Below are 16,199 nucleotides of genomic sequence, written 5' to 3'. Positions count from 1 at the left end.
GGGACCGTGTGGCGGCTTGGATGCCGCCACCGCGCCCCCGGGGATGGGTTCACGGCGTGTCCCGCGAGCGGTGAAGGGACCGCGCAGTCGACCCTGCACTCACTGACAAGCACTCGCTCGCCAGGTTTTGTTGGTCGCTCCTAGCTGCATCAGCTCACGACAGGCACTGGCGCATCCGCTTCGATCACCTGCTCGCGCTTGAGCTCTTCCCACACCGCTGCCGAAATCGCCACGCGCATCGAGGCCGCATTCGCATGCGCCTGCTCGGGCGTGCGCGCACCCGGAATCACCGCGGACACCACCCTCGGCGCGGCGGCAAATTGCAGCGACACCGTGCGCAGATCCACGCCGTGGCGCTCGCAGATGGCGAGTGCCTTCTGGCGCTTGGCCGGTGCCCATTCCGGCACGGTGCCGTCGTAGAGATACCGCTCGCGGCCGGCCAGATAGCCCGCCAACAACGGCGCACCGACCACCACCGACGCGCCGTGCTTTGCGATCTTCGGGAAGGTGTCGTGCAGCGCCTGCGCGTGGTCGAGCAACGAATACTGGCAAGCCAGCAGGAAGATATCCGGATCGGCCTCCTCAATTGCACGCAAGGCCGGCTCGGGGCGATTGACGCCAAAGCCCCAGGCCTTGATCAGGCCCTCCTTGCGCATCTTGGTCAGCTCGGGCATCGCGCCTTTCACCGCCTCGGCAAAGCGCTGTTCCCACGGCATGCCGAGGTCTTTCTCGTTCTCCGGGGACAGGTCGTGGATGTAGGCGATATCGATCTGCGACACGCCCAGCCGCTGCAGGCTGTCTTCGATCGAGCGACGCACGCCAGAGGCGCTGTAGTCGTAGCGGTAGTCGAAGGGCGAGGGCTGCTGCCACATCGTCTTCGGCGGCTTGTCGGTGGCAGTGAGCAGGCGCCCGACCTTGGTCGACAGCACGTAGTCGCCTGCAGCGTGATTGTGCAGATGGTGGCCGGTACGACGCTCGGACAGGCCCAGGCCGTACCACGGCGAGGTATCGAAATAGCGCACGCCCGATTCCCACACTGCCGCCAGGGTTGCTTCGCTTTGCGCATCGCTGGTGGGCGCAAACCCGTTGCCGATTGCCACGCCACCGAAGCCCAGGCGACTCGACGGCCGATAGCGCGCGCCCTTGGCTGCGGGATTGGTCGGCAACGCGGAAGCGGCGGCCTTGCCGCGCGTGGGCATCACGCTGCCGGGCGCGGAGGTCTGCGCCAACAACGGGGCGGCAGCCAATGCGGCGGTGCCGGCAGCGGCGGCGGAAAGGAACTGGCGACGGGTATTCATGGGGGAAATCCTTGCGGCGACTCGATGCACAAGCATGGTCCCGCCTGCGTGCAGACCAGGTCAGCGCAAGGCGCGCGCGCGTACACATGCAGGCAACGAACGGCCCGCGTGCAGGTTTAGGCAAGCAGGCACGTCAGCACAGGTTGTCAGCGGTCGCTGCTGGTGGTCATTGCATGCACCGCATGCTCGGGACATGCAGAAGTGGCCTGTGTTCCCGGCCGCTACACTTCATCGCGTGGCGTTGCCTAAGAGCGGCTGACACAGCGTCGCGAGCGGTAGTCGACTGTGTGCGGACGGCACGCTCAGAACCGCAGTGCACGCGTGGCATATGTTGCTTCCGAGCACCGAGCGCGCCTGCCTGACGGCTGTGCAGTCGTTTTGCCAGCCACTCCAGATCCCTGCACAAGTCCGTATTGCATGGATCCAACGTCCATCAGTGGATCTCCAGCAGTTGCACCTGTGCCCGCGGTGGGCCATCGCCCAGCCACAGCGTGCCCACGCTGATCGGCAGGCTGAAGCGACGCGGGCCGGCGCTGCCCGGATTGATGTACAGCACCCCGTCGCGTGTCTGGACCGCTGGCTTGTGCGAATGTCCGCTGATGATCACATCTGCGGCGACATCCGCTGCCAGCGTTTTCAGATCGTGCAGCACATGGATGCGCACATTTGCGATCAGCAGGTCCAGCGTTTGCGGAAGTTGCGCTGCCCACGGCGTGTTGTCGATATTGCCGGCGATTGCATGCAACGGTGCCAGCGCGCCCAGCGCGGTGAGGATCTCCGGCTTGCCCACATCACCGGCATGGATGATCGCCGCGCAGCCCTGCAATGCAGCCACGGCCTCGGGCCGTAGCAGGCCGTGCGTGTCGGAGATCAGGCCAATGCGTAAGGCTGCAGCCGTCATCGGGCGTGGGTGAAGGTGGCGGGCGATGAGGATGCACTGCCGGGTGATGCCGTCGCGTCAACGTGGCGCCTTTTAGCGTCGGCAGCATGTTCAGCAGCCAACCTCGCCACGGCAGCTGTTGCCCGGCGCACCGTGGCGTGCCGGGTATCAATCAACTCGGTGCATCGACTCACTGTGTTGTCCGCGCTTTCCAGGCCCAGACGCTGTTGGGATCGCCCTGCAGTCCGCGGCGTTTGCTTGCACGCGCCAGTTGCCAGTACGCCCATGCCAACACCAGCGCGATCAGGTCCACGCCGAGTACCGTGGCGTCCTGCGATGGCAGCACCACGCCGCGCGCGGAAACGCAGCTGGCCAACGGAATCAGCGCCGTCAGGCCTGCGCAGGCCAGCAGCGCCTCGTACGCCCCACGTGCGGTGGGGCGGATCAGTGCCCACACCAGCACGGTCGCGAAGACCGCGTAATAGACATGACGCTCCTGTCCTTGCGGCAGCAGGCGCGCGGCGATGAACAGCGCCGAGACGCCGGCCACGCTGCCCAGGCACACGCCGACGGTGAGGCGCGCCATCGCGTGGGTGCGCCGCGGTTGATCGACCAGCCGACGCTTGCGGCGTGTCTCGATCCACAGCAGGTTGCCGCTGTAGAACAGGAACGCGCCCCCCAGCCCGAGCAGGAAATACAGCCACTGCACCGGCGCCTGCCCGAAGTTGCCGAAGTGCAGCCCTTGCAGCCCGCGCAATGCAGCGGTGCCTGGTGACATCGTCCTTGGTTCGAGTACGCGCAGGACCTTGCCGGTTGCCGCGTCCAGCGCCACGCCACCGAGGGTGTTGAGCCGGCGCTGCGCGTGATGGCCATACACCTCCGCACGCGCATTGGCATCGCCTGCATCGTGAAACCCGATGCTTTCCGGTACGAAGCCCGGGCTGGCCGCGCGCGCCTTGTCCAGCAGCACCGCCAGCGGCAACACCGGCGCCGCACGCCTGGCCGGTTGCACATGCGGGGTGAGCTCGAAGTCCGGCTCCAGGATCTGCATCAGCTTGCCGTCGAACACCAGGAACTGGAACGGCGCCAGCAGCAGCACGCCCAGGCACAACACCGCACCGGACCAGGCGAAGATCACATGGAACGGCAGCGACAGCATGCCGACCACGTTGTGCGCGTCCTGCCACAGGCGCTTGACGTTGGCGCCGATGCGCAGCGCGAACAGGTCCTTGAAGAACACCGGCGCATACAGCACCACGCCGCTGACCAGGGCCAGCCCGTACAACACGCTCACCACCCCGAACAGATAGGTGCCGAACACGCGCGGCAGCCCGGCGGTGAAGTGCAGGTCATAGAGAAAGTCGGCAAAGCCCACCCGCTGCGGCAGCTCCAGCAGGCTGCCATCGGCGGCTTGTTGGTACTGCCGCATGCCACCGCTGGCCTCGGCCTGCGGGCCGTACCAGTACAGCCGCGCCAGTGGCCCGTGCTCGCCGGGCAGCAGCACCAGGAAGGAGTCGGCCACCTGCGGATGCCGGGCGATCACCGCATCCAGCAGGCGCTGCGCGGCGGCGACAGGATCTGCCGGCGCCGGCTGCGTGGCAGGCGGGGTGGTCTGCCAGCCGCTCAATTGGTGAGTAAACACGGTGATGGCACCGGCATAGAAGGCGATGAACAAGGCCATGCCGGCTAACAGGCCCATCCAGCTGTGGACCGACAGAAACGCACGCAAGGTCGCTGCTTTCATGCGCCCAGCTCCGTCCAGCCCGTGGCCTTGATGCCTGCAAGCGCGAGATAGCACAGCAGCGTCAACCCGCCGAGTACGACCCAGGCACGCGATGCGCTACGAAACACGAACGGCAGCGCCATCGCACCGATCCATGCCGGAAACATCAGCAGCAACCACGCCAGCGTGTAGCTCCGCTGCGGCCCCGGCAGCAACAAGGCGCACAGGCCGACCACGCCCACCGCAAGCGGCAGCCCCAGCACCACGGCGGCCAGCCATCTAGCCCACATGGCGTACCTGCCTGCGTTGCACGCGCGCCTGCTGCCAGGCATCCAGGTACGGCAGCGCCACCGCCACCAGCATCAACGCCGTCACTGCGGCGAAGATGCCGGCCCAGGTGCCCAAGGCAGCGATGGCGCAGCCCAGCGACAGCAGCAGCAACGCGCTGGCGCCGAGGCGTAGCGCACGCGCCGACAGCCGGCGCTGCGGCCACAGGCGTTGATGCCTGGTTGCCAAGTAGAACGCCAGCACCGAGACCGCAGCGGCGAGCAGATAGCACGCCGTCATCAGGCCGCTCATGCCTGCACCTGCATCGAAGCGGAGGGCGACAAGCTGCCCGAGAGCACAGGCCGCGTGCCGCCGCCCTGCGCCCCGGCATACCCCGAATACGCAGCCCGCACGGGTGCATCTGCGCGCCCGACCCTGCGCACGACAGGAACAGGCCACTCAAGCATCGAAGAAGTAGCAGCACTCAAAACGCCCACGCACAACGCTCCCGTAACGAGATCGACGGAAGGCATGGCGGCGGCTGTGCCCGGCAGCCCTCCCCGGGCCGCCTGATATCAGTGGTCGACACCCAGCTGCGCCGCCCGGCAGGCGCACGCAACACGGTCTGGACCACTCTACGGCGCGCAATCTAACAGGTGCCACGGCGCCGGACCAGCGGCCCGGCGCCGTGGGTGCTGCATCAGCCCTGCGGCGTCAGCACGATGACGCCCAGCGGTGGCAACAGCAGCGGCAGGGATTGCGCATGGCCATGCATGGACTGCTGCTCGGCGCCCACCACACCGCCATTGCCCAGATTCGCGCCGCCATAGATACCGGCATCGCTGTTGAACACCTCGCGCCACTGGCCGCCCTGCGGCACGCCGATGCGGTAGCCGTGCTGCACGATCGGGGTGAAGTTGATCACCACCAGCACCGGGGCGTCGCCACGCTTGCCCTTGCGCAGGAACGCGACCACGCTGTTGGCCGCGTCATCGCCCACCACCCACGCAAACCCGGCCGGATCGTCATCCTGCGCGTGCAGCGCGGGGTATTCGACATACAGCCGGTTCAAGTCACGCACCAGGGTCTGCACGCCGCGATGGCGCGGGTCGTCCAGCAGATGCCAGGGGATGCCGCCGTCGTGGTTCCACTCGGTGGGCTGGCCGAACTCGCAGCCCATGAACAGCAACTTGCGCCCCGGGTGGGTGAACATATAACCCAGGTAGGCTCGCAGGTTGGCAAAACGCTGCCAGTCGTCGCCCGGCATGCGGCCCAGCAACGAGCCCTTGCCGTGCACCACTTCGTCGTGCGAGATCGGCAGCACGAAGCGCTCCGAATACGCATAGACCATGCTGAAGGTCAGCTCGCCATGGTGGTAACGGCGGTAGATCGGATCCAGCGCGGCGTAATGCAGGGTGTCGTGCATCCAGCCCATGTTCCACTTGTAGTGGAAGCCCAGGCCGCCATGCGCCACATCGGCAGTGACGCCGGGGAATGCGGTGGATTCCTCGGCAATCATCACCGCGCCCGGGGTGTGCTCGCGCACCACCTCGTTGAGCCGGCGCAGGAAGGCGATGGTCTCGTAGTTCTCGCGCCCGCCATGGATGTTGGGCACCCACTCGCCGGCATTGCGGCTGTAGTCGCGGTACAGCATCGAGGCCACCGCATCCACGCGCAGGCCGTCGACGTGGAAGCGCTGCAGGAACTCCAGCGCACTGGCGATCAGGAACCCGGACACCTCGCGCCGCCCGTGGTTGTAGATCAGCGTATTCCAGTCGCGATGGAAGCCTTCGCGCGGGTCGGCATGTTCGTACAGCGCGGTGCCGTCGAAATGCGCCAGGCCGTGGGCATCGGTGGGGAAATGCGCCGGCACCCAGTCGACGATCACGCCGATGCCTTCGCGGTGGCAGCGATCGACGAAACGGGCAAAGCCATCCGGCGAACCGAAGCGCGCAGTCGGCGCGAACAGGCCCAGCGGCTGGTAGCCCCACGAGCCGCCGAACGGATGCTCGGTCACCGGCATCAGCTCGACATGGGTGAAGCCCATGTCCGCCACGTACGGAATCAGGCGGTCGGCCAGGCCATCCCAGTCCAGGTCCACGCCTTCCTGGCGCAACCAGGAACCGGCATGGATCTCGTAGATGCTCATCGGTGCGTCGTGCGCCTGACGGCGCGCGCGCGTGGCCATCCAGCCGTCATCACTCCACTGGTGCGGGGTGGGGTCGGCCACGATCGAGGCGGTGCCCGGCGCCAGCTCGGCACGCCGCGCCACCGGGTCGGCCTTGGCCGGCAACTCGTTCCCATGCGGGCCGCGCAGCTGGTACTTGTAGTGCGCCCCCGGGCCGACGTCGGGCACGAACAGCTCCCACACGCCGGATTGGTGCCGCAGCCGCATCGGATGCCGGCGTGCGTCCCAGCTGTTGAAGTCGCCCACCACCGCCACGCGCGTGGCATTGGGCGCCCACACCGCAAAGCGCGTGCCGCGTACGCCATCGACCTCGATCACGTTGGCGCCAAGTGCATCGGCCAGCTGCAGGTGATGGCCTTCGCTGATCAGGTGCAGGTCGAAGTCGCTGAGCTGCGGGCCGAACGCGTACGGGTCGGCGGTGTCCTGCTCGCCGCCGGGCCAGCCGATGCGCAGGCGATACCCGCCCTGCGCCGGCAACGCGCCGGCGAACAGGCCCGGCTCCGGGCCCGCGTCCAGCGCGATGACCTGGCCATCGTCGAGCACGGCATTGACGTAGTCGGCACCCGGTTGATAGGTGCGCAGCACCCGACCGCTATCGGTCGGGTGCGCGCCAAGAATGGCGAATGCATCGCCATGGCGTGCCTCGGCCAGGGCGCGGGTCGCGCCGGGATCCCATCGATTGGTCACTGCTGTCATCACTCCACTCATCATGTGTCTCCCGCACCAGCGCGCGCGCGGTGCAGGATGCGTCGCAAGCCCTCGATCGGCACCATCAGCCAGCCAGGGCGGTTGGCGGCCTCGTAACGCACCTCGTAACAGGCCTTCTCCACCAGGAACAGCAAGGTGGCCGCGTTGAACGCCGCCGGTGCGATCCACGGGTGCGTGCTGGCATCGAGCACGGCATGGTACGCATCCAGAAACGCCTGTGTGGAGCGGCGGCGGAACTGCACCAGGAACTCGTCCAGATGCGTGTCCACGCCCACGCCCGCGCGTGCGGCGGTGCCTTCCTCGCCACGTGCCGACACTTCGCTGGCGTAGTCGAGCGAGCGCAGGAAGCCGGCCACATCGCGCAGCGGGCTGGCCTTGGCGCGCCGTTCGGACAGCGGCTTGGCCGGCTCGCCTTCGAAGTCGATCAGCACCACATCGTCGAAGGCCACCAGGATCTGGCCCAGGTGGAAATCGCCGTGCACGCGGGTCAGCAGGGAATCGGCCAGCACACTCGGCGCCTGGGCGAGCAAGGCATCCAGCTGCGGGCGCTCGGCCAGCACCGCCTGCAGCGCTTCGCGTTCGGTGGCGTCATCGGTGCCGGCCAGACGCGCATTGACCGTCTCCCACATCTCCTCGACCTGGCGGGCGACGCCGGCCACCACATCGTTGGCGGCCGGCAGGTCGATGCGCTGCGGGGCGAAGTCGGCATCGTCGGTGTCGCGTGACAAGGCTTCGTGCAGCTCGGCCAGGCGCTTGCCGACCACCGCGGCGAAGGCGTCGTACCCGGCGATGGCTTCGGCGCGCGATTCGTCGGTCTGCGCGGTGGCGTACTCGTCGAAGCTGCGCGCCAGATGGTCCAGCGTCCAGCGCCAGGCATCGCCCTGGTTGCGGATGAAGCCCTGCAGCAGCGCGATCGTGGTGATGGTGCCCTGCGTGTCGATGCGGCTGACGCTGCCCAGCAAGGGCGCGGCATTGGCATAGCCCATCTCGGTTAGGCGACGGCCGATCTCGATCTCCGGGTTGGCACCATTGGCCACGTGCCGCAGCAGCTTGAACACCGCCTTGTCGGCAACCACCAGCGAGCTGTTGCTCTGCTCGGCCGACAGCCAGCGGATCTCCGGATCCTGCGGAATGTCCAGCGTGGCCAGCGCCGGGGTCGCCTCGAAGCGCACCTGGCCCTGCTGCGAGGCATCGTCGCCATCGCAGAAGTCCAGCGCGGCGTTGTCGCGCAAGGCGTCGATCACCCCGCGCACCATCGGCTTGAGTGCGAAGGCATCGGTGAGATACCCCACCTCGCGGCCCTGGCGCACGCGCGCCAGCGCCAGCTGCTCGGCCAGCGTGCTGGGGTGGTCGCGCTCCCACACGATGCCGATCGGCAGCATGTAGCTCTCGTGGCGGCCGTCTTCCAGCTCCACGTCCAGCTCCAGCAGGCTCATCGGCTCATCGCCGGGCAATGGCGTACGGCGCGAGATGCGCACATGCTTCAGTGCCTGGTCCTTGGCCGAGAACCAGCGCCGTGCCGACAACCAGGCCGGCAGGATTTCCGCTTCCAGCGTGGACAGATGCGGCAGCAATGCGTTGCTCTCGTCGGTATCGCTGCGCAGCACCAGCGTGCGGTAATCCGGCAACGGTACCGGGCTGGGCACATGCCAATCCGGCAAGGTGCCTTCGCTGACCAGCTGGAACGCGTAGAAGCCGAACGGCGGCACCGTGAGCAGATAGGTCAGCCGGCCGACCGGCGGGAAGCTGCCGCCGCCGATGATGTCCACCGGCACGCGGCCCTCGAACTCGGACAGGTCCAGCTCCACCGCCTGCAGCGTGTGCGACAGGTTGGCCACGCACAGCACCGTCTCGTCCTGGTAGCACCGCAGGTAGGCAAGCATGCGGCGGTTGCCCGGGTACAGGAAGCGCAGGGTGCCGCGACCGAAGGCCTGGTAGCGCTTGCGCACGCTGAGCACGCGGCGGGTCCAGGTCAGCAGCGAATGCTGGTCGCGGATCTGCGCTTCCACATTGACGGCCTGGAAGCCGTACAGCGGGTCCATCACCGGCGGCAGCACCAGCTGCGCCGGGTCGGCGCGCGAGAAGCCGCCATTGCGATCGATCGACCACTGCATCGGCGTACGCACGCCATCGCGGTCGCCCAGATGGATGTTGTCGCCCATGCCGATCTCGTCGCCGTAGTACAGCACCGGCGTGCCGGGCATGGTCAGCAACAGGGAGGTCATCAATTCGATGCGGCGGCGGTCGCGCTCCAGCAGCGGCGCCAGCCGGCGCCGGATGCCCAGGTTGATACGCGCGCGGCGGTCGGCGGCATAGGTCTGCCACAGGTAATCGCGCTCCGAATCGGTAACCATTTCCAGCGTCAGCTCATCGTGGTTGCGCAGGAAGATCGCCCACTGGCAGCTCTCCGGAATTTCCGGGGTCTGGCGCATGATGTCGGTGATCGGGAAGCGGTCTTCGCGCGCGATCGCCATGTACATACGCGGCATCAGCGGGAAGTGGAACGCCATATGGCATTCGTCGGCGTTCTGGCCGAAGTATTGTTGGGTGTCTTCCGGCCACATGTTGGCCTCGGCCAGCAGCATACGGTCCGGGTATTCGGCATCCAGCGTGGCGCGGATCTTGCGCAGGATCGCGTGGGTTTCTGGCAGGTTCTCGTTGGAGGTGCCCGAGCGCTCGATCAGGTACGGCACCGCATCCAGGCGCAGGCCGTCCACGCCGCGATCCAGCCAGAAGCGCATCACCTCCAGCACCGCCTCCAGCACCGCGGGGTTGTCGAAGTTCAGGTCCGGCTGGTGCGAATAGAACCGGTGCCAGAAGTACTGCCCGGCCACCGGGTCCCAGGTCCAGTTGGACTTTTCGGTATCACAGAAGATGATCCGCGTGCCTTCGTACTCCTGGTCGGTGTCCGACCACACGTAGAAGTCGCGCTCCGGCGAGCCGGCCGGCGCAGTGCGTGCGCGCTGGAACCACGGGTGCTGGTCGGAGGTGTGGTTGATCACCAGCTCGGTGACGATGCGGATGCCGCGTGCATGCGCCTGCGCCACCAGCTGCTCGAAATCCTCGATGCTGCCGTAGTCCGGATGCACCGCCATGTATTCGGCGATGTCGTAGCCGTCGTCGCGGCGCGGGCTGGGGTAGAACGGCAGCAGCCAGATCGTGTCCACGCCGAGTTCGGCGATGTAATCCAGCTTGGAAATCAGCCCCGGGAAATCGCCGATGCCATCGTCATTGGAGTCGAAGAACGACTTGACGTGCACCTGGTAAATGATCGCGTCTTTGTACCAAAGCTGATCTGCCACCACCGCGGACTGTTCCGCGTCGGCTTGTAACGATGGGACTGCATTCATGCGACCTCTCCTGCGCGGATGCGCCATAACGCGAACGGCCGCGTCGCCTCTAAACGGATGTGTTGATACTTGCCTTGCCATGTGAAGCGATGGCCGTCCCACAGGTCGTCCACCGCCACGCTGGCGTGATCGGGCAGGCCCAACTCCCACAGTGGAATTTCGATGTCCGCGTCCTGGCCCGCCTGCGGGTCCAGGTTGATCGCCACCAGCACCATGCTGCGGCTGCGCGACAGGTAGCCGGCATCCAGGAACTTGCCGAAGTACAGCACCTGATCGTTGTGCGCCTGGTAGAAGCGCGTGCCCAGGTGCGACTGCAGTTCCGGATGCATGCGGCGCAGCTGATTGAAGCGGGTGATCTCATCGACGATGTCGCCGGGCGCACGCTCGGGCCAGGCACGCAGCTGGAACTTTTCCGAGTCCAGATACTCTTCCTTGCCCGGCGCCAGCGGCGTGGCCTCGCACAGCTCGAAGCCCTGGTACATGCCCCACAGCCCCGACAGCGTGGTTGCCAGCGCGGCGCGGATCAGGTGGCCGTTGCGCCCGCTGGTCTGCAGGAACAGCGGATTGATGTCCGGCGTGTTGACGAAGAAATGCGGGCGGAAGCATTCGCGTGGCACGCCCTGGTTCAACTCTTCCACGTACTCCTGCAGCTCGTGCTTGTGGTTGCGCCAGGTGAAGTAGGTATAGGACTGCGAGAAGCCGCACTTGGCCAGCCGGTACATCATCTTCGGCCGGGTGAAGGCCTCCGACAGGAACACCACGTCCGGCCGGCGCCCGCGGATGTCGGCAATCAGCCATTCCCAGAACGGGAACGGCTTGGTATGCGGGTTGTCGACGCGGAAAAGCGTCACCCCCTCGTTGACCCAGAACAGCACCGCATCGCGCAGCGTGTTCCACAGGTCCGGCACCGCACCGCTGGCGTAGAAATCGACGTTGACGATGTCCTGGTATTTCTTCGGCGGGTTTTCCGCGTACGGAATCGAGCCATCCGCGCGCCAGGTGAACCAGTCCTTGTGCTCCTTCAACCACGGGTGATCCGGCGCGCACTGGATGGCGAAATCCAGCGCCACCTCCAGCCCATGCGCACGCGCGGCCTGGATCAGGCGGCGGAAACCATCCAGCCCGCCGAGCTCGGCATGCACCTCGGTGTGCCCGCCATCGCTGGCGCCGATCGCATACGGGCTGCCCGGCTCGCCATCGACCGCAGTGACCGAGTTGTTGCGGCCCTTGCGGTTGTTCAAGCCGATCGGGTGGATCGGCGGCATGTACAGCACGTCGAAGTTCATCGCGCGGATATGCGCCAGCCGCTTGATCACATCGTCGAAGGTGCCGTGCCGCTGCGGATCGCCGCTTTGCGAGCGCGGGAACAATTCGTACCAGCTGGCAAAATGCGCCGCGCGCCGCTCCGACTCCACCCGGAAGGTCATCGGGGTTTCGGAGCGGAACGGCTTGTCGTCGGCCGCTGCCATCGCCTGCGCGGTATCCGGCTCCAGCACGATCGCCAGCTGCTGCAGCGGCTCGCTCTGCGCACCGATGCGGGTCAGGATGGCCTGCAGGCGCTCGGCCAACGCACCGGTGCTGCGTGCGTGCGCAGCCTGCACCACGGCCACCGCTTCCTGCACGTCCACCGGCAGCACCGTGTTGGCGGCACGCTTCTTTTCCAGATCCGCATGCAAGGTGGCGAACACATCGCGCCAGCCTTCGACGCGGAATTCATAGGTGCCGATGCGCTCGAGCGGGAACTCCGCGCGCCAGCGATCGTTGCCCAGCGCACGCATCGGCGCACTGGCCCAGGTCTTGGCATCGGCCGGACGCCACAGCACCGCCACCGCGATACGGTCGTGCCCGTCGCAGAACGCATCGGCTTCCACGCAGATGCGGTCGCCCACGGTGCGCTTGACCGGGAAACGGCCGTTATCGACCGACGGCGTCACCGACTCGATGCACACACGCGGCCAGGCGGCCGCGGTCTGCGCGCGCGGACGCATGCGCGGCACCGCCAGCACATGCCGCGCCGGCACGCTGCGGTACACCCGCACCTCGCCCGGCTCCAGTGCTTCCAGCGTCGCACCGGAGAGCGTGCTGCCGTCTTCGCCTACCAGCGCTTCGGCATCGCCAAGCAGGCGCAACAGGTCCGGCGCCGGGACCGGCACCACATGATCGGCATCGCCATTGATCAGCAGCAGCGACGGCAAGCCACCCAACGACTCGATGGCCACCGCCGTCAGGCCGGTGCCCTCGCGCAGCAGCGGGCGCAAGCGCAGGCCGGCATTGCTGGGCGGCACGCCATCGCGCGCCCTGATCGACAACGGCAACGTCTCCAGCTGCGCCTCGTCCAGCAACCAAGCCCCGCCCAGGGCCTGGGCCAGCTGCCAGTGCTGCCCGGCAGCGGCCGCAGGTTTGCCCTCGGGCGCGCCCACCACCGCGACCACCTGCGACGCCAATGCGCGCAATGCGGTGTCTTCGTCGAAGAACCAGCTACCGCGGCTGTCCCACCAGGCAAGCGAGGAGAACGCCGCATCGAAGCCGGCACCGGCCAGCTGCTGCAAGGTCTCGATGCCCAGGCCCGGCGTCCAGGCTGCAAACACCACCTCCGGCGCCTGCGCATGCACGCGTGTGATCAGCTCGCGCCAGCGCTGCGCCGGCACCTGCTGCGGCTGCAACAGCCGGAAGCCGGCCACGCCTTGCGATGCCCACTCCAGCAGGCGCGCGCTCCACCACTCCACCAGCGCCGCACCTTCCTGCGCATAGGTGAAGCGTGCCTCGGCCACTTCGGGCGTGGCGCGCGGCTGGCGCGGGTCCGGCACCGCCGTGCTGCGCGCCCGGAACCACTGCGGGTTGTCGCGTACCACCGCACTGTCGCCACCCACTTCGTCCAGGCGCACGTCGAGCAGCAGCTTCACGCCGGCGCGGTGCGCGGCCTGCACCACCTCGCGCAGGCGCTGCGCGTCGGCCTCGCTGGCACCGGCCACCTCACTCAGCCGGCCCTGGGCGTCGCGCGCAAACGGCGGGGCGAGCACCACATGATCAAAGCCCGCCTCGCGCGCCGACCTGCAGCGCTGCTCCAGCCCGGCGTGGTCCCCGGTTGCCTCGTTGAGAACACAGATCCGCATGGCGCCCCCTCAGCCGACCACGGCGCATACGCGCGCCGTGATGAAGAAAGCGATGCGGGCCGACGCGCCCCGCACATCCGCCGGCGCTCGTTCACGACGCACCAGTCCAACTCCCGTCCGGATCGACCCATCTCCACCCGATCCCTGGTCGACCCTTCCCACCGTGACTGCACTCATGCGCAACTCCGCAACGATTCTTGACCGATGCAGTCAAGCACCCCGGCTGCGAATTTCATGTGTCGGTGGAATTGACGAAAATCAAACAAGCGCGGCTGTGGTGAGGGCTCAGGCAGCACTGGCCAACGCCCAGGCGTTGTAGGCTAGGGCCTCAACCTGCAAGGAGCGCAAGGATGCGGAGCTACGTCATGGCGGCACTATTGGCCATCGCCACGGTTGCAACGGCAAAGGATCAGAGGCTGAGCCCGAGCCGCGCCGGAGAGATCGTCGGGCTCTGGCAAGATGTCAGCGTCAACGACGACATCGTCAAGGAGGACTACGCCGGCTTCGTGCAGGTTGTCGACCTGGACAAGGATGGAGTCGATGAGATCGTCTATCTGAGTTCTTCGTACTGCTCGGGTTCCACTTCCGACTGCCCCAACAGCATCGATGTATTGCGCAAGTACTCACCCGGGAAGTCACCCAACGTCAGCGCTCCAATCGACGCATGGGAAATCAGGGCACGCAGGACCGGTTATACGCCAGACGCCAGCGAGCAGATTCCTGGCGAAGTGATGCGCCTTGCAGTCCAAGGCAATCGCATCGAGGTCGTGTTCCTCGTGCAGGAAAGCTCCCCGATCTGCAAACGGGAACAACCCAATCCGGACGGATCGCAGCGCTGTCCCGCCCCCGGCAGCTACAGCTGGGCTTATACCTGGAAGCCAGGCGCCCTGGCGCGCATTACCGGCGCTGGCAGCTACGAACCACATGTCCCCAAGGCCCATTTCCCTGAGCCGCTAAGAGGCGCCTGGGTCACCGCAGGGATCGCCTGCCGCGACGCCGAGACAGCGGACCCCAAACACCTCATCCAGTTCGGCTGGGATGACATGACCGGCAAGGGCGAAGACCTCTGGCCCAACGCGGTCACCCTGCTGGCACGCACACCATGGACATGGCGCATCATCACCGCGTCTGCCAACGCGCCGAAGAAGGACGTTCCTGCAGTCTTCATCCTGAGCGAGATGGAAGATCGCCTGATCATTGCAGAGCAAACGCGCGTCAGAACCTTTGATCGGTGCCGCTGAGCGGAAAGCCGGTTGCCATCGCGTTTACGGCAACGCAACGTCGGCTCGAACGCATCGCCAGAGAACGTTCGATCAACGTCCGGGCACGCGTATCAAGTGAACCCGAGCCGCTCTTCGGCGATTATGGCGGGTCCGATGATGTAAACAGTGCGGGAAAGCGCTGGTTAGTGGCTAGCGCTGATTTTGCTGGGTGGTGGCACCGCAGCGCGTTGACGTCATCGCAACGTTGCGATGACACTGGTCCTGAAGCAATCACGTTCAATGGATGCGTAAGAGGAGATCACATTGATAAGGCACCCAGCTGTGGCAACATTCCAGATTGTAGAGATGTGAAGATATGAGCATTCAAACAAGAACCACCAATGCATTCGCGCTCCGCTCTTTCCTGTCGCTTGTTGGTGGAGTGGTCTTGTTTCAAGTCGGAAACACGCTGGGCAAGGGCTCCTCCTATCAGATCAACTGGTACTTCATTGCCCTTTGTGCGGTCTATGCATTAATTCCGATCGCCATTCTTCGGGCCATCCGGCGCCGCCCCAATTTTTCCAGGCGTCTGTATTCGATAATTCTTAGCGTGCTGGCGCTGTTGGCAGTTGTGGGAGGAATCGCTGTTTCCCTGATTCCCTTTTCGGGTCCCTGAAGCTCGGAAACGGCGACGTCGCGCTCACTCGCCGCTTGCAGACCGAGCGTGGCAGACCAGCGGCCTGCCACGCCCACGCTTACATCGCCTTCTTGATGGCTTCCGCCTTCGCCAGGTGCTGCTCGACGTGCGTCTTGGTCTCGGTCAGGTGCTGCTTGACCGGCTCGGTCGACGCCACCGTCATCATCTGCGTCTGGATCAGCTGCAGCGCGTCCTTGTGCCCGGCGATCATTGCATCGATGTAGGCCGCCGCGTAGTCCTTGCCGGACTTCTGCCCCAGCGTGGACAGGTCCTGCTCGCCCTTGCTCTCCAGCTTCTTGACGTCCGGGGTTTCGGCCAGCGTCCCCAGCGCCTTGGTCTTTTCCAGGTTCTCGGTGTGTTCTTTCTCCATCATCTTCGCGTACTCGAGCACCGCGCCGGTGACCTTCTTGTCCTGCGCCTGCTTCGCTGCGGCGATCTCGTGGTTGTTCACCGCCCCGAGCAGGCCCAGGGCGATGTCATCGCCGGAGCTCGCCCGCGCCGCGCCTTCCGGCGCCGGGCTGGCTTCGCCGACAGGCGGCGTGGTCGGGGTCGCCGCGCCACCGGTCGGCGTCGGCTCGGTGGACGCGGCAGGCGCTGCGGCCTCCTTGTCGGCATCAGGCTTGCAGCCAGCGAGCGCCAGCGCCGCGACCATGGACAGGACCAACAGTGATTGTTTCATGCTCCACTCCCTTTCGATTGAAGACAGCAGCATCGCCCTCCCCAGGTGAAGAGGGCTCATACACGTCCACTGGGGTAATCAGACACAAGCGTGG

General features: G+C 66.4%; 11 protein-coding genes and 1 other RNA gene. 2 read left to right on the top strand and 10 right to left on the bottom strand.

From position 1 onward, the window contains the following. Positions 1-149 precede the first annotated feature (149 nt). The 9 genes from EO141_RS20715 to EO141_RS20675 all read right to left on the bottom strand — a co-directional run bounded on the left by EO141_RS20715 (position 150) and on the right by EO141_RS20675 (position 13,527). Positions 150-1,298, bottom strand: a complete 1,149-nt coding sequence (locus EO141_RS20715; protein WP_127170150.1) for an aldo/keto reductase — start codon at positions 1,296-1,298, stop codon at positions 150-152. A 253-nt stretch (positions 1,299-1,551) separates the two neighbouring features. Further along, positions 1,552-1,628: non-coding RNA, sX9 sRNA (locus EO141_RS20710), on the bottom strand. A gap of 103 nt (positions 1,629-1,731) precedes the next feature. Then, positions 1,732-2,199 carry a metallophosphoesterase family protein gene (locus tag EO141_RS20705; protein WP_126941647.1) on the bottom strand — a complete coding sequence of 156 codons (468 nt, stop codon included), beginning with the start codon at positions 2,197-2,199 and terminating at the stop codon, positions 1,732-1,734. A 169-nt stretch (positions 2,200-2,368) separates the two neighbouring features. Beyond that, on the bottom strand, positions 2,369-3,922 hold the full coding sequence (locus tag EO141_RS20700; RefSeq protein WP_127170149.1) for a PepSY-associated TM helix domain-containing protein: 1,554 nt from the start codon (positions 3,920-3,922) through the stop codon (positions 2,369-2,371). Then, the gene (locus EO141_RS20695; protein ID WP_127170148.1) at positions 3,919-4,191 is read right to left on the bottom strand and encodes a hypothetical protein; all 273 of its coding nucleotides are present in this window, start codon (positions 4,189-4,191) and stop codon (positions 3,919-3,921) included. The genes EO141_RS20700 and EO141_RS20695 overlap by 4 nt, the downstream gene beginning before the upstream one ends. Beyond that, positions 4,181-4,480: a hypothetical protein gene (locus EO141_RS20690; RefSeq protein ID WP_127170147.1), complete on the bottom strand. Its 300-nt coding sequence runs from the start codon at positions 4,478-4,480 to the stop codon at positions 4,181-4,183. The genes EO141_RS20695 and EO141_RS20690 overlap by 11 nt, the downstream gene beginning before the upstream one ends. A gap of 388 nt (positions 4,481-4,868) precedes the next feature. Beyond that, complete coding sequence (glgB, locus tag EO141_RS20685) at positions 4,869-7,052, bottom strand: 1,4-alpha-glucan branching protein GlgB (protein WP_119130097.1); 2,184 nt, start codon at positions 7,050-7,052, stop codon at positions 4,869-4,871. Positions 7,053-7,063: 11 nt separating this feature from the next. After that, on the bottom strand, positions 7,064-10,414 hold the full coding sequence (gene treS, locus EO141_RS20680; protein ID WP_127170146.1) for a maltose alpha-D-glucosyltransferase: 3,351 nt from the start codon (positions 10,412-10,414) through the stop codon (positions 7,064-7,066). Next, positions 10,411-13,527: a maltotransferase domain-containing protein gene (locus tag EO141_RS20675; protein WP_127170145.1), complete on the bottom strand. Its 3,117-nt coding sequence runs from the start codon at positions 13,525-13,527 to the stop codon at positions 10,411-10,413. Before EO141_RS20675 ends, treS begins: the two co-directional genes overlap by 4 nt. A gap of 350 nt (positions 13,528-13,877) precedes the next feature. Here EO141_RS20675 and EO141_RS20670 point away from each other — a divergent pair, with 350 nt between their 5' ends. Then, positions 13,878-14,768 (top strand): hypothetical protein, encoded by an 891-nt coding sequence (locus EO141_RS20670; protein ID WP_127170144.1) that lies wholly within the window; start codon positions 13,878-13,880, stop codon positions 14,766-14,768. 337 nt (positions 14,769-15,105) lie between these two features. Beyond that, entirely contained in the window at positions 15,106-15,405 is a 300-nt protein-coding gene (locus tag EO141_RS20665; protein WP_127170143.1) for a hypothetical protein, read from the top strand. A 79-nt stretch (positions 15,406-15,484) separates the two neighbouring features. Here EO141_RS20665 and EO141_RS20660 read toward each other — a convergent pair whose 3' ends face one another. Further along, positions 15,485-16,105, bottom strand: coding sequence for a DUF4142 domain-containing protein (locus EO141_RS20660; RefSeq protein WP_119130092.1), 621 nt, complete (start codon positions 16,103-16,105; stop codon positions 15,485-15,487). Positions 16,106-16,199: the final 94 nt, after the last annotated feature.

The sequence above is a fragment of the Xanthomonas sp. BRIP62415 genome (assembly GCF_003993515.1).
Lineage (GTDB): Bacteria > Pseudomonadota > Gammaproteobacteria > Xanthomonadales > Xanthomonadaceae > Xanthomonas > Xanthomonas euroxanthea.
This window is presented reverse-complemented; position numbering and strand designations above follow the sequence as displayed.

What these genes read in the sequence shown, in the direction of transcription:
- EO141_RS20715 (WP_127170150.1), bottom strand. Translation starts at nt 1,298, where the DNA reads ATGAATACCCGTCGCCAGTTCCTTTCCGCCGCCGCTGCCGGCACCGCC.
- EO141_RS20705 (WP_126941647.1), bottom strand. Translation starts at nt 2,199, where the DNA reads ATGACGGCTGCAGCCTTACGCATTGGCCTGATCTCCGACACGCACGGC.
- EO141_RS20700 (WP_127170149.1), bottom strand. Translation starts at nt 3,922, where the DNA reads ATGAAAGCAGCGACCTTGCGTGCGTTTCTGTCGGTCCACAGCTGGATG.
- EO141_RS20695 (WP_127170148.1), bottom strand. Translation starts at nt 4,191, where the DNA reads ATGTGGGCTAGATGGCTGGCCGCCGTGGTGCTGGGGCTGCCGCTTGCG.
- EO141_RS20690 (WP_127170147.1), bottom strand. Translation starts at nt 4,480, where the DNA reads ATGAGCGGCCTGATGACGGCGTGCTATCTGCTCGCCGCTGCGGTCTCG.
- glgB (WP_119130097.1), bottom strand. Translation starts at nt 7,052, where the DNA reads ATGACAGCAGTGACCAATCGATGGGATCCCGGCGCGACCCGCGCCCTG.
- treS (WP_127170146.1), bottom strand. Translation starts at nt 10,414, where the DNA reads ATGAATGCAGTCCCATCGTTACAAGCCGACGCGGAACAGTCCGCGGTG.
- EO141_RS20675 (WP_127170145.1), bottom strand. Translation starts at nt 13,527, where the DNA reads ATGCGGATCTGTGTTCTCAACGAGGCAACCGGGGACCACGCCGGGCTG.
- EO141_RS20670 (WP_127170144.1), top strand. Translation starts at nt 13,878, where the DNA reads ATGCGGAGCTACGTCATGGCGGCACTATTGGCCATCGCCACGGTTGCA.
- EO141_RS20665 (WP_127170143.1), top strand. Translation starts at nt 15,106, where the DNA reads ATGAGCATTCAAACAAGAACCACCAATGCATTCGCGCTCCGCTCTTTC.
- EO141_RS20660 (WP_119130092.1), bottom strand. Translation starts at nt 16,105, where the DNA reads ATGAAACAATCACTGTTGGTCCTGTCCATGGTCGCGGCGCTGGCGCTC.